The sequence below is a fragment of the Knoellia altitudinis genome (genome assembly GCF_042666355.1).
In the GTDB taxonomy this organism is placed as follows: domain Bacteria; phylum Actinomycetota; class Actinomycetes; order Actinomycetales; family Dermatophilaceae; genus Knoellia; species Knoellia altitudinis.
This window is the reverse complement of sequence record NZ_JBHTDK010000001.1, coordinates 1,146,892-1,167,537: the sequence shown is the minus strand read 5'-3', so window position 1 is coordinate 1,167,537 and position 20,646 is coordinate 1,146,892. Positions and strand designations below refer to the sequence as shown.

The following is a 20,646-nucleotide window of genomic DNA, read 5'->3' as shown; positions in this document are numbered from 1 at the left end:
TTTCCTCGTATGCCGGGTCGGCGCCTTTCTGGCACAGGCCCGGCTTTCGTGTGTCCGGGACTCAGCCGGCCAGCAACCGGCCGACCTCGCGCAGCCCGTCGAGGTCGTGCACGTCCGTCGCTGATGCGGCAACGGTCGCGAGCCGAACGTCGGGGTGGGACGCGGCGAAGCGGGTGACGACGGCGTGCTGCCTGGCCGAGGTCGACGCCAGGTCGGAGTGCAGCTGGAGCAGGCCCTCGGTGAGCGTGCCGGGAGGCCCGTCCTCGGCGAGCTGGTCGGCTCCGTCCTCGGCCCGTGACGCGGACAGCGCAGCTGCCCCGAGCGACTGGAGACGGTTCACGACGACCCCAGCGAGCGGCATACGTTCCTCGCCCAGCCGGTCCACGAAGAAGGCCGCCTCGCGCAACGCGTCGCGATCGGGGGAGGCGACCACGACGAAGGCCGTCGTGTGCTCCTTGAGCAGGGCATAGGTGACGTCGGCGCGCTCGCGGAAGCCGCCGAACATCGTGTCGAGCGCCGCCACGAAGGTCTGCACGTCCGCCAGCAGCTGCCCGCCGAGCACTCGGCTGATGGTGCGCTGGGCGAGGTCCACCCCGACGCTGAAGACCTTAAGGTAGGCCCGGCCCCCGGCCTTGGCGGGCGCCATGAGGAGGCGCACGAACCGACCGTCCAGGAAGGAGCCGAGCCGCTTGGGTGCGTCGAGGAAGTCCAGCGCCGACCGCGACGGCGGGGTGTCGACGACGATGAGGTCCCAGGTGCCCTCACGCTCGGCCTGGGTGCGGAGCTGGCCGAGCTTCTCCATGGCCATGTACTCCTGCGTGCCCGCGAAGGAGCTCGACACGGCCTGGTAGAAGGGGTTCGCGAGGATCTGCGCGGCCTTGCCGGGGGTGGAGTGGGCCTCGACGACCTCGTCGAAGGTGCGCTTCATGTCGAGCATCATCGCGTCGAGCGAGCCGCCGGCCGAGAGGTCGACGCCGGCCACCGGGCGGGGCGTGTTGTCGAGCTCGGTGAGGCCGAGGGCCTGGGCCAGGCGGCGAGCGGGGTCGATGGTCAGGACGACGACGTGGCGACCTGCCTCCGCCGCGCGGATGCCCAGGGCGGCCGCGGTCGTCGTCTTGCCGACACCGCCGGAGCCGCAGCAGACGATGATGCCGACGCCGGAGTCGGCGAGCAGGGCGTCGATGTCGAGGCGTGGGTGCTCGGAGGGCTTCTGTCGTGCCATCAGCGCACTCCCTGCGCGAGGAGCTCGTCCGAGAGGACGGCGATGCCGCCGTCCTCGACTCCCCCGGTGAGTGCCGGCAGCTCGATGACCGGTCGGCCGGCGGCCACGATCTCCGCGGCCATGTCGTCCTGGAGGGCGAGCCGCTGGGCGTGGTCCCGCCCCTCGCTGAGAAGGCCCCGGACCATCGGATTCGTCGGGCGCAGTCCGGCACTGACGAGCTCGGCACGCAGCGTCTCGTCGAGGACGTCGTCGCTGCCGCCCAGCGCGGCGATGTGGGAGGGGGAGAGGTGCGGCTCGCGGATCTGGTTGACGATGATCGCGCCGAGGTGGAGCCCGGCGTCGGCGAGGTCGCGCAGCCCGTCGAGGCTCTCCTGCACCGGCATCTCCTCGAGCAGGGTCACCATGTGCACGAGGGTGCGCTTGTCGTGCAGCATGCCGGTGATGGAGTCCGCCTGCGAGCGGATCGGGCCGACCTTGGCGACGTCGGCGAGTCCGGCGTTGACGTTGAGGAAGCGCACGGCCCGACCGGTCGGCGGCGCATCCAGCACCAGGGCGTCGTAGTGCAGGCCCTTCTGCCTCGACCCCCGTCCGCCCTTGGTCCGCCCGGCGGCTTCGTAGATCTTCCCGGTGAGCAGGACGTCGCGCACGCCCGGCGCGATCGTCGTGGCGAAGTCGATGGCGCCGATCTTCTCGAGGGCCGAGCCCGCGCGACCGAGCTTGTAGAAGAGCTGGAGGTACTCGAGCAGCGCGGCCTTGGCGTCGATGGACAGCCCCCACAGCTCGCCGCCGCTGTGGTGCGAGACGAGCCTGACCTCGTCGACCCCGAGCGGCGCGACGTCGAACGTCTGCGACAGGCCCTGGCGGCCCTCGACCTCGATGAGCAGCACGCGCTTGCCGGTGCTCGCGAGCGCCAGGGCGAGAGCAGCCGCCACGGTGGTCTTGCCGACCCCACCCTTGCCGGTCACGACGTGGAGCCGGGCTCCCGCGAAGTCCGCGGGGAGGGTCGATGAGGGCACGGAGCCAGCGTACGTGGGAGCGCGACTAGGCTGAGCAGCATGCAGACTTGGGAGTACGCCACGGTGCCGTTGATGATCCACGCGACCAAGCAGATCCTCGACCAGTGGGGCGAGGACGGCTGGGAGCTCGTGCAGGTCCTGACCGGGCCTGACGGCAACGGTCTCGTCGCCTACTTCAAGCGGCCGAAGGGGGCCTGAACGATGAGTGCTGTCGAGGATCGTCTGGCCGAGCTCGGTCTCAGCGTGCCCGAGGTGGCCGCTCCGGTGGCCGTCTATGTCCCCGCGGTCCAGGACGGGTCGCGCGTCTTCACCTCCGGGCAGCTGCCGATGGTGTCGGGTGCGCTGGCGGACACGGGCAAAGTAGGCACAGCGGGGGAGGGCCTGGTCTCCCCGGAGCGGGCCAAGGAGCTCGCCCAGATCTGCGCCCTCAACGCCATCGCGGCCGTGAAGTCCGTCGTCGGTGACCTCGACAAGGTCGAGCGGGTGGTCAAGGTCGTGGGCTTCGTCGCGTCCGACCCGTCCTTCACCGGCCAGCCCGGCGTCATCAACGGCGCGAGCGAGCTGCTCGGCCAGGCCTTCGGCGACCGCGGTGTGCACGCCCGTTCCGCCGTCGGTGTCACGGTCCTTCCCCTCGACGCCCCTGTCGAGGTCGAGGTCATCTTCCACGTCGCCGACTGACTGTCCTGAGCTCACCCAACTCGACGGTTAGGGACAGCCGGTATGCCGTTGCGCGAGTTCGCTGCCCCGCTCTCGGACGCGTGGGTCGCGAACGCACGGGCCTGGCTGGCGTCTCCCGGTGAGCCCCTGGTGCCCCGTGGTGCCGCGACGGTCCTGGTCGTCCGTGACTCGCCGGACGGGCCCATGGTCTTCGTCCAGCGACGCGTGCCGACCATGGCGTTCGCGCCGTCGATGTACGTCTTCCCCGGCGGAGGCGTCGATGACGCCGACGCCAGGGCCGACCTCGACCCTGCAGAGGTCGAGGCCCTGGCCGCGCGCATGGACCTGACCCCTGCTGAGGCGCACCCGTTGGTGGCGGCCGCCATCCGTGAGGTCGAGGAGGAGTGCGGGCTGCGCCTGTCGGTGGCCCAGCTCGTGCCTCGGGCGCACTGGATCACCCCGGCCTTCGAGAAGCGGCGCTACGACACGTGGTTCTTCGCCGCGCCCCTGCCCGAGGGGCAAAGTGCCCTGGGTGCCTCGACCGAGACCGACCACGACGCGTGGGTGCTCCCGGGGAGGCTCCTCACGGCATACGCCGAAGGCAGGGCGGTGATGCTGCCGCCCACGGTGGTGGCGCTGGAGCAGCTGGCCACGTTCGGCTCCGTTGCCGCGTTCCTCTCCGACACCCCGGTCCTCACGGCGGTCTCGCCCGAGCTCGTCGACCTCGGCGACCGCCTCGTCATGCGCTCCGACATCCCCTGACCAGCCCCCCCAGCGACGGGCCACGTCCCCGCGGACAGGTAATGGCCGGCCCTGGGGCAGCGTGCCCGCACGCACCTCGCGTGATCAGCGCCGACTCCCTGTCCGACAGCCCTGTGGACAACTCTGAGGACGCCACCGTGAGTGTGGGCAGGCTGGTGCCATGTCCGTCGCCCGCACTCTCGCTGCCCTTGGCGGAGTGGCGACGACCCACGAACTTCGTCGCCATCACCCGAAGCGGGCGATCGCGGACGCCCGGGCGGCAGGCGAGCTCGATCGTGTCAGTCGGGGCCGCTACGCGCTTCCGTCAGTCGACGAGCACCGTCGACTGGCCCATGCCCGGAAGGCCCGGCTCTCGCATCTCAGCGCTGCGTTGCACTACGGCTGGAAGGTCAAAGTCGTCCCGAACAAGGCCCAGATCACCCTTCCGTACAAACGCAGACTGCGGGCCGAACACCGATCCGACGTCGACCCTCACTGGGCGGACCTGAAGCCGCAGGAAGTCGATGACGAGGTCACCTCGCCACTGCGAACCGTGCTCGACTGTGCGCGCACTCTCCCGTTCGACGAGGCGCTCGCGGTCGCAGACTCGGCGCTGCGCTCCAGGATGGTCCACCCGGCGGAGCTCCGGCGCGCCGGGCCGGGGCTGCGTGGGCCGGGCGCGCGGACGGCACGTCGCGTGATCGAGCATGCGAATGGCAAGGCGGCCAATCCCTTGGAGTCGGTCATCCGAGCTCTCGCCATCGAGGAAGGTTTCGACCTCACGCCCCAGATGCAGTTCGCGGAGTCAGGGATCTTCGCGGTGGTGGACCTGGGGAGCGAAGAGCTGAGGCTGGTCGTCGAAGCTGAGGGCTACGAGACCCACGGCACCCGAGGCGGCCTCCGTCGAGACTGTCGGCGCCACTCGCTCTTCGCGGTGTGGGGATGGGACTCGCTGCGGTTTGCCTACGAGGACGCAATGTACGAACAGGACTGGGTGCGTTGGGTCTTTCGGTCCTGGCTCATCACGCACAAGGGAGGCACCCCCACGGCGCCGCCGCGCCTCGCTCAGGCAGCTGCAGCCTGACCGCCGGACAGGTAACTGCGTCGGATCGCCGACCCCGCGCACGAGCCCAAGGGTCACCCGCCGGCCCATGACCTGTCCGGAGAGACGGTGGGTGGCAGGGTGGGGGCCATGGCTGAGAGCGTGTGGGCGGGTGGGCAGATCACGACCCGGGCCCACTGTGTGCTGGCGCCGAACCCGGGGCCGATGACCCTCGACGGCACGAACACCTGGGTCCTCCTCGAACCCGGGGGCACGCAAGCCGTGGTCATCGACCCAGGGCCTCTCGACGAGGGTCACCTGCAGCGCGTATGCCGTGTGGTCGCCGACGCCGGCGCCCGCGTCACCCTCACGGTGCTCACCCACGGGCATCACGACCACGCCGAGGCTGCGCCCCGCTTCGCCGAGCTCACAGGCGCGCCCACCCGCGCGGTCGGCTCCGGTCACGACGACCTCGCTGATGGAGACGTCATCACTGCCGACGCACTCGAGATCCGCGTCGTCGCCACCCCGGGTCACACCAGCGACTCGGTGTCCTTCGCCCTCGAGGCCGACCACGCACTGCTCACCGGCGACACCGTCCTCGGTCGGGGCACCACGGTGGTGGCGCACCCCGATGGTGAGCTCACGGCATACCTGAGGTCGTTGGAACGCATCGCCGACCTGACCGGCAACGGAGAGGTGACCAGCATCCTTCCCGGCCACGGCCCCGTGGTGCCGGACGCTGCGGCGATGGTCGCCTTCTATCGCACCCACCGGCAGGAGCGGCTCGAGCAGGTGCGGCAGGCCCTCAAGGACGGGGCGGCGCAGGAGCAGGACCCGGTCGAGGGCGTGCTGACGCGGGTCTATGCGGACGTCCCGCACGAGGTGTGGCCGGCGGCGCGGATGAGCATCCGTGCGCAGCTGGACCACCTCAGAGCGAGCTGACGATCAGCGCGCGCGGCGCTGGAGCCGCTCCATGTCCTGGACGAGCACGGCGCGAGCCTCGAGCTTGAGCCATCCCCGGGTCGCGAAGTCCGCGAGCGCCTTGTTGACCGTCTCGCGGGAGGCGCCGACGAGCTGGGCGAGCTCCTCCTGGGTGAGGTCGTGGCTCACCATGACGCCACCGTCGACCGGCCGACCGAAGCGCTCGGCGAGGTCGATGAGGGCCTTGGCGACGCGACCGGGGACGTCGGTGAAGACGAGGTCCGCGAGCGACTCGTTGGTGCGGCGGAGGCGACGGGCCAGCGCAGCGAGGAGCGTGGCGGCCACGCCGGGGCGCTCCGCGAGGAAGGACTTGAGCTGGTCATGGGTGAGTCCGACGATCTGGGTCTCGGCCACGGCCGTCGCGGTGGCCGTGCGCGCACCGGGGTCGAAGAGGCTCAGCTCGCCGAACATCTCGCCCGGGCCGAGGATGGCGAGGAGGTTCTCGCGGCCGTCGGGGGAGGAGCGGCCGAGCTTGATCTTGCCCTCGCCGATGACGTAGAGGCGGTCGCCGGCGTCGCCCTCGCGGAACAGCACGTCACCTCGCTCCATGTGCTGCGGCGTCATGGACGCGATCAGGCTGTCGGCGGCCTCGTCATCGAGGGCCGCGAAGAGCGGGGCTTTGCGCACGACGTCGTGATTCACGGGGCTCAGTGTGCCACGGTGGGTGCCCGCCATGCCGCCCCTCACGGCCGCATGTGACCGTCAGCACCTCGCCGTAGGGTGAGGTTCGTGCCTGCCTCCACCGCCTCGTATGCCGCTGAGTCACCGGTCGCGCGGACGCGCCGGGCCCGCAGGATCTACCGTGCGCTCTTCGACCGCTATCCCTATGCCCACGCCGAGCTGGACTTCGAGACGCCGCTCCAGCTGCTGCTCGCCACGGTGCTGTCGGCCCAGACCACGGACGTCACGGTCAACAAGGTGACGCCGACGTTGTTCGCGCGCTGGCCCACGGCTGAGGCGCTCGCCGCCGCCGACCGCACCGAGATGGAGGAGGTGCTCAAGCCGACCGGGTTCTTCCGCGCCAAGACCAACTCGGTCATCACCCTGAGCCAGGCGCTGGTCGACCGGTTCGGAGGCGAGGTCCCGCCACGGCTCAAGGATCTCGTGACACTGCCCGGCGTCGGTCGCAAGACGGCCAACGTCGTGCTGGGCAACGCCTTCGGGGTGCCCGGGATCACCGTGGACACCCACTTCGGGCGGCTGGTGCGCCGGTTCGGCTGGACCGAGGAGACCGACCCGGTCAAGGTCGAGCACGCGATCGGCGCGCTCTTCCCTCGCAAGGACTGGGTCATGCTCAGCCACGTCCTGATCTTCCACGGCCGACGGACGTGCCATGCGCGCCGACCGGCCTGTGGGGCCTGCCCCGTGGCGCAGTGGTGCCCGTCCTACGGAGAGGGCGAGACCGACCCGGCGATGGCGTTGAAGCTCCTCAAGTACGAGCTGGCCCCCGGGGCGGAGCTGCCCGACCCGCCACCCGGTCCCCTGCCGGGAGAGCAGCGCGTGGTCACCGCGTGAGTGCACCGCGCCCCGCGTGGATGGGACAGCTCCTCGCGGCCGTCGAGGAGGGGCTACCCCCGGCTTTCTCGACGTTTGCGCCACCGGCCGACCCCGATCGACGCTCCGCCGTGCTCATGCTCTTCGCTCCCTCGGCCGATGGCGGCTACGACGTCGTGCTGACGGCTCGGTCGCGGGACCTGCGCGCCCACCCGGGTCAGGTCTCGTTCCCCGGAGGCCGGGTCGACCCGACGGATGCCGGGCCGGTCGAGGCGGCGTTGCGGGAGACCGAGGAGGAGGTCGGGGTCGACCCCGCGAGTGTCGACGTCGTCGGCACCATGCCCGCCCTGTTCCTCACCCCGAGCGGGAACGCCGTCACGCCGGTTCTCGCGTGGTGGCCGACGCCGGGGGAGGTGCGGGTCGTGGACCCGGGCGAGGTCGAGCGCGTCGAACGGGTGCCCGTCGCCGAGCTGCTCGACCCGGCACGACGGTTCACGGTCGCCCACCCGTCGGGCTATCGGGGGCCCGGGTTCGAGGCCGGTGGCCTGTTCGTCTGGGGCTTCACCGCGCTGTTGCTGGGGGCGGTCTTCGACCTCGCCGGGCTGACGCGGAAGTGGGACGAGGGCGTCGAGCGACCCATCCCGGAGCACGTGCTGTCCGACTGGAGGCGCAACCGCGGCTGACCAGTCGAGCAGCGGCGTCAGGACTTGAGGGTGGCGATCGTCTGCTCGGCCTCGGCGATGGCGCGCTTCGGCACCGGCTTCGCCTTGGCCAGCGCGTTCTTGCCGAGGAGGCCGAGCACCCCGGCCACGATGAAGAGCACCAACGTGACGATGCCGTAGCCGGCCCAGACGGGCAGCCACTCACCGATGACGCGGGCGAGCGTGTGGAACAGGAAGATCAGGCCGAGCAGTCCCATGAAGGCGGCCCCGCCCAGGAGGCCGGCCCCCTTGCCCATGACCTTGGCCCCGGAGGACACCTCGGCCTTGGCCAGGGCGATCTCGCTGCGGACGATGCCCTGCACGTCGTGGGTGGCGTCGGCGACGAGCTGGCCGATGGTCCGCTCGGGTCCGGTTTCGGTTGTCATGCTGCTCACCTTTGCAGGTCGTGAAGGGCTGATGCGACTTCCTCGACCTTACCCAGTGGTATCGGGCCCGTGTGACCTGTCCACTCCGGGGCGGTCCTGGAAGGCGTCGGGGACCCCGTCGGCGTCGTCGTCGAGCTGGTCGGCGAGGTGGATCCGGCGATGGACGGCGTTGCGGCGACGCAGCACGGCCGAGGCGAGCACGGCGGCCAGCACGGAGGCGACGATGACCGCGATCTTGGCGTGGGCATCGCGCTCGGACCCGGGGCCGAACGCCAGCTCACCGACGAGCAGGGACACGGTGAAACCGATCCCGGTGAGCAGCGAGAGACCGACGATGTCGCTCCACGAGAGGTCGTCGTCGAGCTCGGCCCGGGTGAACCGGGCCATGACGAACGTGCTCCCGAGGACGCCGACGAGCTTGCCGAGGACGAGCGCGATGACGATGCCAATGGCCACGGGGTCGCGCAGCGCCTCGCCGATGCCGCCGCCGATGATCGTCACACCGGAGGCGAAGAACGCGAAGACCGGGACGGCGAAGCCGGCCGACAACGGCCGCAGTCGGTGCTCGAGGCGCTCGGCGACGTCGGTCTCGGCGGAGAGCGTCGACATGTGTGGAACGCTCGCCCGGGCCTTGACCGGCACGACGAGACCGAGCAGGACGCCTGCCACGGTCGCATGGATGCCCGAGGCGTGCACCAGGGTCCACGTCGCGAACGCCAGCGGCAGGAGCACCCAGACGATGACGATCCGGCGCTGCACGAGGAACGCGAAGAGCCCGAGGGGCACCAGCGCGAGCAGCAGCGCGGGGACGTCGAGGCCCGAGGTGTAGAAGATGGCGATGATCGTGATGGCGATGAGGTCGTCGACGACCGCGAGCGTGAGCAGGAAGGATCTCAGCCCCGAGGGCAGGTGTGACCCGATGACTGCGAGCACGGCCAGCGCGAAGGCGATGTCCGTGGCGGTGGGGATCGCCCAACCACGCAGCGCCTCCGAGCCGCCTCCCGCCGCGAGCACGGTCAGCGTGAAGAAGAGCGCGGGCACCGCCACACCGGCTGCGGCCGCGATGACGGGGACGGCTGCCTTGGCGGGAGTGCGCAGGTCCCCGACGAGGAACTCACGCTTCAGCTCGAGCCCGGCCACGAAGAAGAAGATCGCCAGGAGCCCGTCGGCAGCCCACTGCCCCAGTGTCAGGTCGAGGTGCCAGGGCTCGTAGCCCACCCGCAGGTCTCGCAGCGCGGCATACGCGTCGCGCCAGGGGGAGTTGGCCCAGAGCAGCGCGGCCACGGCCGCGACGAGGAGGATCGCGCCACCGACGGTCTCGGTCCGGAGGGCCTTGGTGACGAACTGGGTCTCGGTCCAGGTGGGCCGGCGGAAGAGGCGGTCCGGTTGCCTGCGGGTGGTCATAGTTCCCTTTCGGGGTCGGCAGCACATTTGCCGACCAGACTTCCCGGCGCACCTGCCGTCAGCCTACCCGGGTCTGGCATCGCCCCGGGTTCGGAGATGGCCGAAGCCGGCCCCGCTTGTCACACTGGTGACCCGCCCGCGTTCCCACCGCGGACACACCGACTGCGGACCTACCACCTCCGGACCCACCCACTCCGGGCCCACCCCGCCCAGCCATTCCAGCCAGTCGCCCGGACTGCGCCCGCAGGACTCCGGCCCAGCAGCACGACAGCCAACACAGTGAGGGACGAGACAGACGTGAGCACGACACCGGCACAGGCCGATCCGAACTATCCGCGACCACAGCTGGTCCGGAGCCAGTGGCAGGACTTCTGCGGCGACTGGGGTTTCGCCTACGACGACGACGAGCGCGGCTTGACCGATCGGTGGATGACCGATGCCGGTGTCTTTGACCGGACCATCACGGTCCCGTTCCCGCCGGAGTCCATGCTGTCCGGCATCGGGGACACGACACCTCACTCAGTGGTCTGGTACCGCCGGGAAATCGAGCTGGATCGGCCGCAGGAGGGTGAGCGCCTCATCCTCCACTTCGGCGCCGTGGACTACGCGGCGCAGGTCTGGCTCAACGGGACTTATCTGGGTGGTCACGAGGGCGGCCACACGCCGTTCTCCTTCGACGTCACCGATGCCCTGGTCGACGGCGACCAGGTGATCACCGTCCGGGCCGAGGACCACGCCGACGACGTGACCCAGCCCCGCGGGAAGCAGGACTGGCTCGAGGAGCCGCACGGGATCTGGTACCACCGCACGTCGGGCATCTGGCAGCCCGTGTGGGCCGAGGTGGTCCCTGCGGCAGCCGTGACCGAGCTCCACTGGACCCCTGACGTCTCGCGCGCCCAGGTGCGGGTCGAGGCGACCCTGTCCCGCGTCCCGGTGGGACCGGCGCGCGTCCGGGTCCGTCTCACTCTCGGAGAGGAGCTCCTGGCCGAGCAGACGGTGATCGTCATGGGGAGGCATCTCGCGTTCGTCGTGGCCATCCCCGCGGCGCGGCACGCGCAGTACCTCGGCCGTCTGCTCTGGTCACCGCGCAACCCGCACCTCATCGACGCGGTGGTCGAGCTGCTCGAGGACGACCGCGTGATCGACACCGTCGGCTCCTACTTCGGCTTCCGCAGCGTGGGGATCGAGGACGGTCGCTTCGTCCTCAACGGCGAGCCCTGCTTCCTCCGACTGGCACTCGAGCAGGGCTACTGGCCGCAGTCGCACCTCGCCGCGCCGAGCGGCGACGCTTTGCGTCGCGAGGCCGAGCTGGTCAAGGAGCTCGGCTTCAACGGCATACGCATCCATCAGAAGGTCGAGGACCCGCGCTTCCTGGCCTGGTGCGACCGGCTCGGTCTGCTCGTCTGGGCCGAGATGCCCAGCGTGTTCGAGTTCGCCCCGCGAGCGGTCGAGCGCCTGACCAGGGAGTGGCTCGAGGTCGTCCGGCGGGACCGGAGCCACCCCAGCGTCGTGACCTGGGTCCCCCTCAACGAGAGCTGGGGTGTCTGGGACATCGCCGAGGTGGCGGAGCAGCGGCACTACGCCACCGGCCTCTATCACCTGACCAAGGCGCTGGACGGCACCCGACCGGTCATCTCCAACGACGGTTGGGAGCACACCGAGAGCGACATCTGGGGCGTGCACGACTACGCCGCACACGGTGAGGCGCTCACCCGCCGCTACGACGGGCCGGAGGCGGTCGGCCGCGTGTTGGGCGACCGGCGTCCGGGGCCCAGGCGGGTCGTCCTCGGCGACCCCGTGCACCGTGGTCAGCCCGTCGTCCTCACCGAGTTCGGAGGGCTGAGCTTCTCCCCGAGCTCCGGAGAGAAGTGGTTCGGCTACTCGACGGTGGAGTCGTCGCAGGAGCTCGAGGACCGGCTGCGCGGCCTCGTCGGCGCGATCCTCGACAACCCGGAGCTGGCCGGCTTCTGCTACACCCAGCTGACCGACACCGAGCAGGAGCGCAACGGGCTGCTCACCGACGACCGGCAACCCAAGCTCCCCGTCGAGGTGATCCACGAGATCCTGACCAGACCCGCAGCGGCCATCCCGACGGAGGAGATCGACGCCAGCCGACGGGCTGCGGGGTCAACTGCCGGCGTCGTGGTGAGCGAGGACTGACCGGCCGGTCGCCCCGGGCGTGCGGCGGGCCGCCGAACTGTGGGTGAACAGCCGTCGGTATGCCGTGTGCTCGTCACCGTGGTCCATCTCGCCGAGCGACGATGGTCGTCATGGCGTACCCCTCGCAGGTCGGCCCCCTCGCCATCGCCCATCGCGGTGGCGCAGGACTCGCGCCCGAGAACACCTTGGCGGCGTTCGCGCGGTCCACGGCACTCGGCATCCGCTACCTCGAGACCGATGTCCGCCTCACGAGTGATGGTCAGCTGGCGTGCTTTCACGACGAGAGCCTCGACCGGGTGACCTCGGCGCGGGGGCCGGTGCGGCACCGCACGATGGCGCAGCTGCGCCGCCTCGGTGTGGGTGGCGAGCCGATCGTCACGCTGACCGAGGCGCTCGAGGCCTTCCCCCACTCGCGCTTCACGGTGGACCTCAAGGAGGCCGCGGCGATCGAGCCGATGGCGAGGGTGCTCGCCCAGCGCTCGGTCGGCGAGCGGGTGTGCGTCGCCGGGGCATGGGACGGCTGGCTGAGCCGCCTGCGTGAGCTGGCGCCCCACGCGCACACCGCGCTGGGGTGGCGCAGCCTCACGACTCTCATCTCCTGTGCCCGGGCCGGCGTGAGCGCCCCGCGGTGGGTGCGGACGGCCGAGTTCGCGCACGTCCCCGTGTCGCTCGGCCGGTTGCCGGTGTTCGTCGACCGGCTCGTCGACAAGGCGCACGCGCACGGCATACGAGTCATCGTCTGGACCGTCGACGATCCGACCCTCATGGATCGGCTGCTCGACGCCGGAGTCGACGGCATCATCACCGATCGCCCAGACCTGTTGCGGGAGAACTACATTCGCCGAGGCATCTGGGAGCCGATGCCGACCCTCACGGTCGAGCCCATCCCGCGCGCAGCCGGCTGACCAGCGAGACGGTGGCGTCCGTCCGACGCCGCTGTCCGATCGGGCAGTGCCATCGGACAGTCCCGCCGGAGTCGTTGACCATCGCCGGTGACCTGCTTACGGTCACGCCATGACAACGACCGTCACCACTCGCCGCTGGTTCCTCGGGCTCATGGGAGTGGGTGGCGTGTCTGCCTGTCTGCCCATGGCCCACGCGTCGGCGTTGTCCCCCCTCGGGGTGCCGGTGGGGCTTGCTGCACCGGAGGGCTGGCTCGACGGCGACGAGGTGGCGCAGACCTACCACCGGGCCCTCTTGCGCCACACGCGGTGGTCGGAGACGCAGTGGGACGCCGCGGCGGGCCACTACCGGAGGACCGACTTCGGCTTCGCGGTCGTCCTCGGGCACGCGGTGCTGCTCACGCGCGGCGGTTTCGACGCCGCCGAGGCCGGAATCGACGAGGCGACGCTGCGCTCGCGGACGCTGGCGACCCTCCGGCACTTCGCGGCCTCGAACCGCAACGTGGGTGGGACCGAGTGGGGTCGCACGCTCTTCTTCGACACGACGTTCCAGCTCTACGTCCAGCTCGCTGCGCGCCTCCTGTGGGACGAGCTCGACGAGCAGACCCGCGACCACATGCAGGCCATCGCTCTCGAGCAGGCCCAGTTCACGACGGCACTCGGGGCAGGCAAGGACCCCGCATCGGGTGGCTGGACGACGAACGGTCTCAAGGGTGGCTGGGTCGGTGACACCAAGCTCGAGGAGATGGGCGTCTACGCCCAGGCCATCGCGCCCGGCCTGGCCTGGGGGTCCGAGGACCCGCGCTGGCAGGACTGGTTCGCGGCCTACGGCCGGTGGAGCCGGAACGAGGGCGGCCTCCCGCAGGCGGACGCGGCGAACCCAGCCCTCGTGGACGGCATACCCGTCCTCACCAACACGGCCCAGAACGTCTACGACTCGTTCGTCGCCGAGAACCACGGCTCGTTCGGTCCGCACTACCAGTCGGAGCTGTGGCGGACGTCCGGGCGCAACGCCGCCCACTTCATCGTGGCCGGGCGCCCTTTGCCCGAGGTGCTGTTGCAGCAGCCCAACGGCGAACCGTTGTGGGACAGGATGGTGGGCTTCATGAGCGATGCCGGCGAGCCGCTCATGCCGCTCGTCGACGACCGCGAGCACCTCTACGGTCGCGACGTCATCCCGCTCGCGTTCCTCGCGCAGGTCCTCGGCGACCGGGCGGCGGCGCGCTCGGAGGCCGACCTCGCCGACCGGCTGCTGCCCTACCTCGCCTACCCGCCGGAGTACCGCCTGACGAAGTTCTCGGGCGAGCCGAAATACGAGCCCGAGGCACGGGCCGAGGTGGCGATCAGCCTCCTCCTGCACGAGTGGCGTGCTGCGCAGGGCGAGGCCGTGTCCCCGCTGACCTCCGCGGAGCTGTATGCCGCAGGGTCCGGGGCGGTGGACCTCGGCACCGGTCCGGGGATCGTCTCGCACCAGAGCGCGAAGGCCTGGGCCGGCGCCGTGAGCAAGGCTGGCTTCGTCAAGCTGGCCTGGCAGCCGGAGCATGACGACTGGTTCTTCAACCTCGGCGGGACCTCGCCGATGTATCTCCCGCGCACCAACCTCGGCGTCACCGGTCGCAGTGTCCGGACGTATGCCGCTGCCCGTGACGGGTACGACGCCTCCGTCACGGTCCTGACCCTGGGAGCCGCGGGCCGCGTCGCCCTCGCCACCCTCCCCGGCGGCGAGGTCGCCATGACGAGCTCGGGTGTCGTCGACCGTGAGGGCACCTTCGGCCTGCACAACCTCAGGATGCCCGGCGTGCGTGGGCTTGACGGGACGCGCACCTTCGTCACGGCCGACGGGACCGTCGACGCCAAGGCAGCCGACGTGCAGGGACCGCTTCCCGGTGGCGTGGCGCGCCGCGATGTCCTCGACCTGCCCGAGAGCGTGACGGCACGCCACGTCCGCATGCTCGGTGTCACCCCGGACCCCACCTACGGCTACTCGATCGTGTCGTTCGAGGTGCGCTCGGGCGCGGACGGGGCAGATCTCGCGGCCCGACGTCTTACGACGGCGTCGTCGTTCGACACCGGTCGCGATCCAGCGTTCGCGACCGACGCCAAGGTGAGCACGCGGTGGGCCGTGTCCCGGGCCGACCGCCCCCGTGCCGACAGCTGGCTCGCCGTGGACCTCGGCGCCCCCACGGAGATCGGTCGGGTGACCATCGACTGGGAGGCCTCGGCCGGGCGCGCCTACGTCGTCCAGACGTCCGATGACGCGAGCACGTGGACGACACGCGCGTCCTACCCCAAGGTCCTGCAGAGCTCGGGCTGGGTCGGCATCGACGACCGCGTCGGGTTCCTCGTGCGTGGCTCGCAGAACCCGATCGAGGTGGGCGGCAGCATCCTCACGCTGTCAGCGGGACCGGCCGCGGGCAGTGCCGGGATGGTCGTCGAGGGACTGCCCGACGTGCGCTCCGCCGACCTCGCCCGCATCGCCGACGAGGCTGCAGCGGCGGCCCCTCGCCCGAGCGCCCCCGGCATCACCGCCTCGCTCGTGGGTGGGCTGCTCAGCGTCGTCAACCTCACGGCCGACACCGTTGACACCGACATCACCATGGCCGTCGACGGCGAGGTGCCCTGCTTCGAGGGCACGCAGGAGGTCACCGACTCGGGCTCCGTCCTGCGCCTCTCGGTGGCCGCAAGCTCGGGCGTCGTGCTCGCGCCCCGCGCCACGGTGTCCGCCGTCGACGGCGGACAGCCCCCGTCGGGGTTGGTCGTCATCGTCGACGACGCGGTCACCCTGCGTCTGCGGGGCATCGACGGCCAGGTCGACGTGGTCTTCGCCGACGGTCAGCGACGACGGGCCACGGTCGGGCGGGACCGCACCACCAGGATCCACGTGTCCGGTGTCGCCCACCCCATCGACGACCTCGCGATGACGCGGCAGACCTACCCGACGTCGCCGCTGCCATCGACGATGACCTCGCCCGCCGCCGCCGTGGACGGCAACCCAGGGACGGCCTGGGAGGTCACCGGCTCCGGGCGCATGGTCGTCGACCTCGGCTCCCGGCTCGCCCTCGGCAGGGCAGTGGTCGACTGGGGGACCGCCCCGGGCACCGCCACGGTGGAGGTCTCCGACGACGGCCTCGAGTTCCGTCGCATCGGCCGGGTCGGAGCGGGCGTGCAGCAGGGCGCCGTCGCGCTCGACACGTCAGCTCGCTACGTCGCCCTCGACGTCGCGGCCCCGGGTCAGTCCGGCAAGCGCGTCACCGTCGTGTCGTTGACCGTCAGCGCCGGCTGACGGTGAGCCGTCGGGTGGGCGTCACGACCGAACCCGCTCCGCGACGAGCAGGGTGACGAGCGCGGCGGCGGCCATGGCTGCACCGGCCCAGATCGTGGAGACGTAGCCCAGACCAGCGGCGATCGTCACGCCGCCGAGCCATGCGCCGAGGGCGTTGCCGACGTTGAACGCCGCGATGTTGGCACCGCTGGCCAGGGTCGGTGCGGACCCGGCATACGTCATAATCCGCAGCTGCAGAGCCGGCACGGTGGCGAACCCGAAGGCGCCCATGAGGACGAGCGAGACCATCGTGAGGACCTGCGACTCGGCGGTGAGCGCGAAACCGATCATGACGACCGTGAGGATGGCGAGCACGCTGATGAGGGTGCGAGGCACGGACCGGTTCGCAGCGCGTCCGCCGAGGATGTTGCCGACGGTGGTGCCGACTCCGAACAGGACGAGGAGCCACGGCACGGCACCGCTCGAGAACCCGGAGACCTCGGTGAGGGTGAACGCGATGTAGGTGAACGCGCCGAACATGCCGCCGAACCCGAGGACGGTCACGAGGAGTGAGAACCAGACCTGCCGGTTCGCAAAGGCAGACAGCTCATGGCGTATGCCGGTGGGCCGGCTTGCGTCGCGGACTCCGCCGTTGTCGGCGGCGCGGTCGTTGACCGAGGCCGGGACGAGGGTGGCGATGGCGACGAGGGCGAAGGCACCGATGACGGTGATCGCCCAGAACGTCGAGCGCCAGCCGTAGGCCTGTCCGAGGAGGGTGCCGAGCGGGACGCCGAGGACGTTGGCCGTGGTGAGCCCGGCGAACATCAGGGCGATGGCGCTCGCTGCGCGCTCCTTGGTGACGAGGCTCGCGGCGACGACGGCGCCGATGCCGAAGAAGGCCCCGTGGCAGAGCGCGGCGACGATGCGGCCGATCATCATCACCGTGTAGGTCGTGCCGACGGCCGAGAGCAGGTTGCCGATGATGAACAGCACCATGAGCCCGAGGAGGACCTGTTTGCGGGGGAGCCGGGCCGCGGCGAGGGTGAGCGCGACGCCGCCGACGGCGACACTGAGGGCGTAGCCGGAGATGAGCCAGCCGGCCGCCGTCTCGGTGACGTCGAAGTCGCGTGCGACCTCGGGGAGCAGCCCGGCGATGACGAACTCGGTGAGCCCGATGCCGAAGCCACCCACGGCGAGCGCGAGGAGACCGAGCGGCATATGCCGCCGAGTGGTGGTGTCATCGGGCAGTGCGAGCGTGGACGCCACTGCGATTCCTTCCCAAGCGAGATATAGCGCGTCTGCAACTACTGGGGCGACGTTAGTTGCACACGCGGGATATTGCAAGCGCTACCATTGCGCCATGGGTATCTCCGACGACGCCGTGCAGATCCGGTCACAGGGGTGGCGCCGGCTCGCGGCTTTGCACCAGATGATCGAGTCCGACCTCGAGCGCGCCCTGCAGGACGAGCACGGCCTCTCGGTGGTCGAGTTCAGCGTCCTCGACTCGCTCTCGCGCCAGGACGGATGGCACATGCGCATGTCGCAGCTGTCCCGGGCCGCTGCGCTCTCTCCCAGCGCCTCGACGCGGCTGGTGAACCGGCTCGAGGACCGCGGGCTGCTCGCGCGCATCCTCTGCGACGACGACCGGCGGGGCATCTACACGGAGCTGACGACGTCGGGGCGTGCGCTGCTGAGGAAGGCTCGCCCGACGCACGACCGCGCGCTGGCGGCCGCGGTGCAGGAGGCTGAGGCAACGCCCGAGCTCACCGACCTGGTCGCTGCTCTCCCCGAGCTCACTGGGGCACTCAGCGCCCGCTGAGTCGACGGGGGCGGCCTCCAGCTCGGGTCAGCCGGACTTGGGGGAGAAGAGGCGGGGAAGCAGCTCGACCGTCGTCGCCCGCAGGTCGTCGAGGACTCCGTCGACGCCGGCGATGTGCCGGAGCAGGGCCCGTTCGAAGACGCCGTCGAGCATGGCGTAGGCCGTCGGTCCGGGCACCGTGAGGGTCGTGTCGCTCAGCTCGGCGTAGCGCACCAGCACCCGCTGGATCATGCCCTCGAGGGTTGCGTCGATCTCGAGGACGTCGTGGCGCAGGGACTCGTCGAACATGCTCTGGGTGCGCAGGTCGTACCAGAGGCGGTGCATCGCAGCGTCGTCGACGATGGTCTCCGCGAGCTTGGCGGCGAAACCTGCCACGAGCTCGGCAGGGGTCGTGGAGGAGCTGATGACGCCGTCATAGCGGGTGACGCACGTGGCCTTGTAGCGGCGCACGCTCGCGATGATGAGCTCGGCTTTGTCGCTGAAGTAGTAGTGCACCACTCCGTGACTGAAGGTCGAGTTCGCGGCGATCTCACGCAGGGAGGTGCGTGCGACACCCAGCTCTCCGAGAGTGACCAAGGCCGAGTCGACGAGCTCGTCACGTCGCTTGGCCGACTTCTGGGCCCGGTTGCGACCGGTGTCGGCGGCGCGGGTGGACGCTCCGGGCGTGACCAGGGAGTCGGTGGGCATGGGTGCCACTCTACGGTGCGGCAAGATTTCTGACCAGTTGGTCTTGACGAGTGTCAAGACTTTGGGCAAAGGTGGTCCCACGGCTCCTCGGGGCCGGGGTCCGCCCATCGTCGTGATGGACCCGGGCCGTCTCCGTCTCTTGAGCAGAAGCGAGAAGCCCATGACCTCGATCGACCTGACCGGTCGCACCGCCCTCGTCACCGGGGGAGCCCAGGGCCTCGGCGAAGGCATGGCCCAGGCGCTCGCCGCCGCCGGCGCCAGGGTGATGATCGCCGACCTCCAGGAGTCGGGCGCCGAGACAGCCGCAGCCCTCGGCGACGGCCATGGCTTCGTCAAGCTCGACATCACCGACGACGAGGCATGGGAGGCCGCCATCGCCGCGACGATCGCGCAGCTCGGCGGCCTCGACATCCTCGTGAACAACGCCGGCGTCGAGATCACCTCGCTCTTCACCGAGATCAAGGCCGAGGACGTCCGCACCATGCTCGACGTCAACATCCTCGGCACCACCCTCGGCATCAAGCACGGCCTGCGCGCCATGCGACCCGACGGGCCTGCCGGCAAGGGCGGCTCGATCATCAACATCGCGTCGGTCGCCGCCACCATCGCCTTCCCCGGCATCGGCGTCTACTCGGCCACCAAGTCGGCCGTCGACCGGCTCACCCGCGTGGCCGCCATGGAGGCCGGCAAGCTCGGCTACGGCGTTCGCGTCAACTGCGTCTACCCCGGGCTCGTCCCCACCGCCATGGGCGCCGGACTGGCCAACGACGTCGCGGCGATCGGGCTCTTCGAGTCGCCCGACGCCGCCGTCGCTGCGGTCATCGACCAGACCCCCGGGGGCCGCCTCGGGCAGGTCGACGACATGGCCGACGCCGTCGTCTTCCTCGCCTCTGACGCCGCAAAGTTCATCACCGGTGCCGGCCTGCCCGTCGACGGCGGCATGGGGATGTGAAGGACGCCTCCGCCCACCGTGCGCGACACGCCGCGGTGGGCGGACGGCATACGTGAGTTCTGTTCTCTCCCAGCATGAAAGGCACACCATGAGCGCCAAGCCCGTCGTCGTCTACGGAGCCTCCGGCTACACCGGGCGGCTCATCTGTGAATACCTCCGTGAGTACGGCGTGCCGTTCATCGCCGCCGGCCGCGACGAGGACCGGCTCAACGACTCGATGAGCTCGCACGTCGCCGGCATCGAGACCGCCGACTACGAGGTCACCGTCGTCGAGCACGACGTCGAGGCGCTGACCAAGCTCTTCCAGGGTGCCAAGGTCGTCCTCAACACGGTCGGGCCGTTCAGCAAGTGGGGTCCGCCCGTCGTGGAGGCGGCGCTCGCGGCCGGTGTGCACTACACCGACACCACGGGGGAGCAGGACTGGCTCATCACGTGCGACGAGACGTGGGGCGAGGCCTTCGCCGACAAGGGGCTGCTGCTGTCGCCGGGCATCGCGCAGATGTACACGACCGGCGAGATCGCGGCCCAGGTGGCGCTCGAGAAGCCCGGGCTGGACACCCTCGACATCGCGGTCTTCTGGGGTGGCAGCCCCACGATCGCCTCGACGCAGACGATCCTCGTCAACGCCGCCACCTCGGCCGCGCACTACCTCGAGCAGAACCAGCTCGTGGAGTTCGACGCGGGTGCCGGACTCGTGCCCCTCGTGGTCCCCGGACAGCACGAGCTCGCCCTGTCGCTGCCGTGGGGTGGCACGTCGCACCCGATCTGGTTCCGGCGCGACCCGCGCGTGGCCAACGTCAAGGCCCAGGGTGGCGTCTTCAACACCGCTCTCATGCACGGCGTGCCGCAGATCGTCGCCGCTGCCCTCGAGGCGACCAAGGACATGTCCGAGGAGGACCGGGACGCAGCGCTGACGGCGACCGCGGCCCAGGTCATGAACCAGATGCCGCCGCGTGAGAACCCCCGGGTCAACAAGTCGCTCGACTCCGTGCACGCCTCCGGTCCGCTGGGCCGGGCGCACTGCGTCATCCACGGCAACAGCAACTACAAGCAGACCGGTCTGCTGCAGGCCTATGCGGCCTACTCGCTCCTGCAGGCACCGCCGAAGCGCGTCGGGTTCGCCTCTGGGTGCCAGGCGTTCGGGCACCGCGAGCTCCTCGGCGTGCTCCGCACGTTCGGCCTCGTCTCGGAACCCGTTCTCACCGTCCAGGACTGAG

20 protein-coding genes are annotated in these 20,646 nt (G+C 70.7%); 13 read left to right on the top strand and 7 right to left on the bottom strand.

Going from position 1 to position 20,646, the window contains the following annotated elements:
- Positions 1–61: 61 nt before the first annotated feature.
- The gene (locus tag ACFQW8_RS05505) at positions 62–1,222 is read right to left on the bottom strand and encodes an ArsA family ATPase (RefSeq protein WP_380085966.1); all 1,161 of its coding nucleotides are present in this window, start codon (positions 1,220–1,222) and stop codon (positions 62–64) included.
- A complete protein-coding gene (locus tag ACFQW8_RS05500; protein ID WP_380085965.1) occupies positions 1,222–2,238 on the bottom strand; it encodes an ArsA-related P-loop ATPase in 1,017 nt (338 codons plus the stop codon). The genes ACFQW8_RS05505 and ACFQW8_RS05500 overlap by 1 nt, the downstream gene beginning before the upstream one ends.
- A gap of 39 nt (positions 2,239–2,277) precedes the next feature.
- Here ACFQW8_RS05500 and ACFQW8_RS05495 point away from each other — a divergent pair, with 39 nt between their 5' ends.
- The 5 genes from ACFQW8_RS05495 (at position 2,278) to ACFQW8_RS05475 (ending at position 5,623) form a co-directional block, all read left to right on the top strand.
- The gene (locus tag ACFQW8_RS05495; protein ID WP_156465334.1) at positions 2,278–2,436 is read left to right on the top strand and encodes a DUF4177 domain-containing protein; all 159 of its coding nucleotides are present in this window, start codon (positions 2,278–2,280) and stop codon (positions 2,434–2,436) included.
- A gap of 3 nt (positions 2,437–2,439) precedes the next feature.
- A complete protein-coding gene (locus ACFQW8_RS05490) occupies positions 2,440–2,916 on the top strand; it encodes a RidA family protein (protein WP_380085964.1) in 477 nt (158 codons plus the stop codon).
- Between the two features lie 42 nt (positions 2,917–2,958).
- On the top strand, positions 2,959–3,657 hold the full coding sequence (locus ACFQW8_RS05485; protein WP_380085963.1) for an NUDIX hydrolase: 699 nt from the start codon (positions 2,959–2,961) through the stop codon (positions 3,655–3,657).
- A gap of 196 nt (positions 3,658–3,853) precedes the next feature.
- On the top strand, positions 3,854–4,720 hold the full coding sequence (locus tag ACFQW8_RS05480) for a DUF559 domain-containing protein (protein ID WP_380085962.1): 867 nt from the start codon (positions 3,854–3,856) through the stop codon (positions 4,718–4,720).
- A 108-nt stretch (positions 4,721–4,828) separates the two neighbouring features.
- The gene (locus ACFQW8_RS05475) at positions 4,829–5,623 is read left to right on the top strand and encodes an MBL fold metallo-hydrolase (RefSeq protein ID WP_380085961.1); all 795 of its coding nucleotides are present in this window, start codon (positions 4,829–4,831) and stop codon (positions 5,621–5,623) included.
- A 3-nt stretch (positions 5,624–5,626) separates the two neighbouring features.
- On the opposite strand, the gene ACFQW8_RS05470 is transcribed toward ACFQW8_RS05475, so the two are convergent.
- Positions 5,627–6,304 carry a Crp/Fnr family transcriptional regulator gene (locus ACFQW8_RS05470; protein WP_380085959.1) on the bottom strand — a complete coding sequence of 226 codons (678 nt, stop codon included), beginning with the start codon at positions 6,302–6,304 and terminating at the stop codon, positions 5,627–5,629.
- Between the two features lie 87 nt (positions 6,305–6,391).
- Between ACFQW8_RS05470 and nth the strand changes: the two genes are divergently transcribed.
- Positions 6,392–7,177 carry an endonuclease III gene (gene nth, locus ACFQW8_RS05465; RefSeq protein WP_380085958.1) on the top strand — a complete coding sequence of 262 codons (786 nt, stop codon included), beginning with the start codon at positions 6,392–6,394 and terminating at the stop codon, positions 7,175–7,177.
- The gene (locus ACFQW8_RS05460) at positions 7,174–7,839 is read left to right on the top strand and encodes an NUDIX hydrolase (RefSeq protein ID WP_380085957.1); all 666 of its coding nucleotides are present in this window, start codon (positions 7,174–7,176) and stop codon (positions 7,837–7,839) included. Before nth ends, ACFQW8_RS05460 begins: the two co-directional genes overlap by 4 nt.
- A gap of 17 nt (positions 7,840–7,856) precedes the next feature.
- Here ACFQW8_RS05460 and ACFQW8_RS05455 read toward each other — a convergent pair whose 3' ends face one another.
- Positions 7,857–8,243: a phage holin family protein gene (locus ACFQW8_RS05455; protein WP_380085956.1), complete on the bottom strand. Its 387-nt coding sequence runs from the start codon at positions 8,241–8,243 to the stop codon at positions 7,857–7,859.
- A gap of 48 nt (positions 8,244–8,291) precedes the next feature.
- Positions 8,292–9,647, bottom strand: coding sequence for a Na+/H+ antiporter NhaA (nhaA, locus tag ACFQW8_RS05450; RefSeq protein ID WP_380085955.1), 1,356 nt, complete (start codon positions 9,645–9,647; stop codon positions 8,292–8,294).
- A gap of 297 nt (positions 9,648–9,944) precedes the next feature.
- Here nhaA and ACFQW8_RS05445 point away from each other — a divergent pair, with 297 nt between their 5' ends.
- From ACFQW8_RS05445 to ACFQW8_RS05435, 3 genes are all read left to right on the top strand, one after another.
- Positions 9,945–11,807, top strand: a complete 1,863-nt coding sequence (locus ACFQW8_RS05445) for a glycoside hydrolase family 2 protein (protein ID WP_380085954.1) — start codon at positions 9,945–9,947, stop codon at positions 11,805–11,807.
- Between the two features lie 110 nt (positions 11,808–11,917).
- Positions 11,918–12,712 (top strand): glycerophosphodiester phosphodiesterase family protein, encoded by a 795-nt coding sequence (locus tag ACFQW8_RS05440; RefSeq protein WP_380085953.1) that lies wholly within the window; start codon positions 11,918–11,920, stop codon positions 12,710–12,712.
- Between the two features lie 109 nt (positions 12,713–12,821).
- Entirely contained in the window at positions 12,822–15,992 is a 3,171-nt protein-coding gene (locus ACFQW8_RS05435) for a discoidin domain-containing protein (RefSeq protein WP_380085952.1), read from the top strand.
- Positions 15,993–16,013: 21 nt separating this feature from the next.
- Here ACFQW8_RS05435 and ACFQW8_RS05430 read toward each other — a convergent pair whose 3' ends face one another.
- Positions 16,014–17,189, bottom strand: a complete 1,176-nt coding sequence (locus ACFQW8_RS05430) for an MFS transporter (protein WP_380088595.1) — start codon at positions 17,187–17,189, stop codon at positions 16,014–16,016.
- A 142-nt stretch (positions 17,190–17,331) separates the two neighbouring features.
- Between ACFQW8_RS05430 and ACFQW8_RS05425 the strand changes: the two genes are divergently transcribed.
- A complete protein-coding gene (locus ACFQW8_RS05425) occupies positions 17,332–17,790 on the top strand; it encodes a MarR family winged helix-turn-helix transcriptional regulator (RefSeq protein ID WP_380085951.1) in 459 nt (152 codons plus the stop codon).
- Between the two features lie 27 nt (positions 17,791–17,817).
- On the opposite strand, the gene ACFQW8_RS05420 is transcribed toward ACFQW8_RS05425, so the two are convergent.
- Complete coding sequence (locus tag ACFQW8_RS05420; RefSeq protein WP_380085950.1) at positions 17,818–18,477, bottom strand: TetR/AcrR family transcriptional regulator; 660 nt, start codon at positions 18,475–18,477, stop codon at positions 17,818–17,820.
- A 160-nt stretch (positions 18,478–18,637) separates the two neighbouring features.
- On the opposite strand from ACFQW8_RS05420, the gene ACFQW8_RS05415 reads away from it, so the two are divergent.
- Together ACFQW8_RS05415 and ACFQW8_RS05410 are read left to right on the top strand one after the other, a co-directional pair.
- A complete protein-coding gene (locus tag ACFQW8_RS05415; RefSeq protein ID WP_380085949.1) occupies positions 18,638–19,429 on the top strand; it encodes an SDR family NAD(P)-dependent oxidoreductase in 792 nt (263 codons plus the stop codon).
- Between the two features lie 88 nt (positions 19,430–19,517).
- On the top strand, positions 19,518–20,645 hold the full coding sequence (locus ACFQW8_RS05410) for a DUF5938 domain-containing protein (RefSeq protein WP_380085948.1): 1,128 nt from the start codon (positions 19,518–19,520) through the stop codon (positions 20,643–20,645).
- Position 20,646 lies beyond the last annotated feature (1 nt).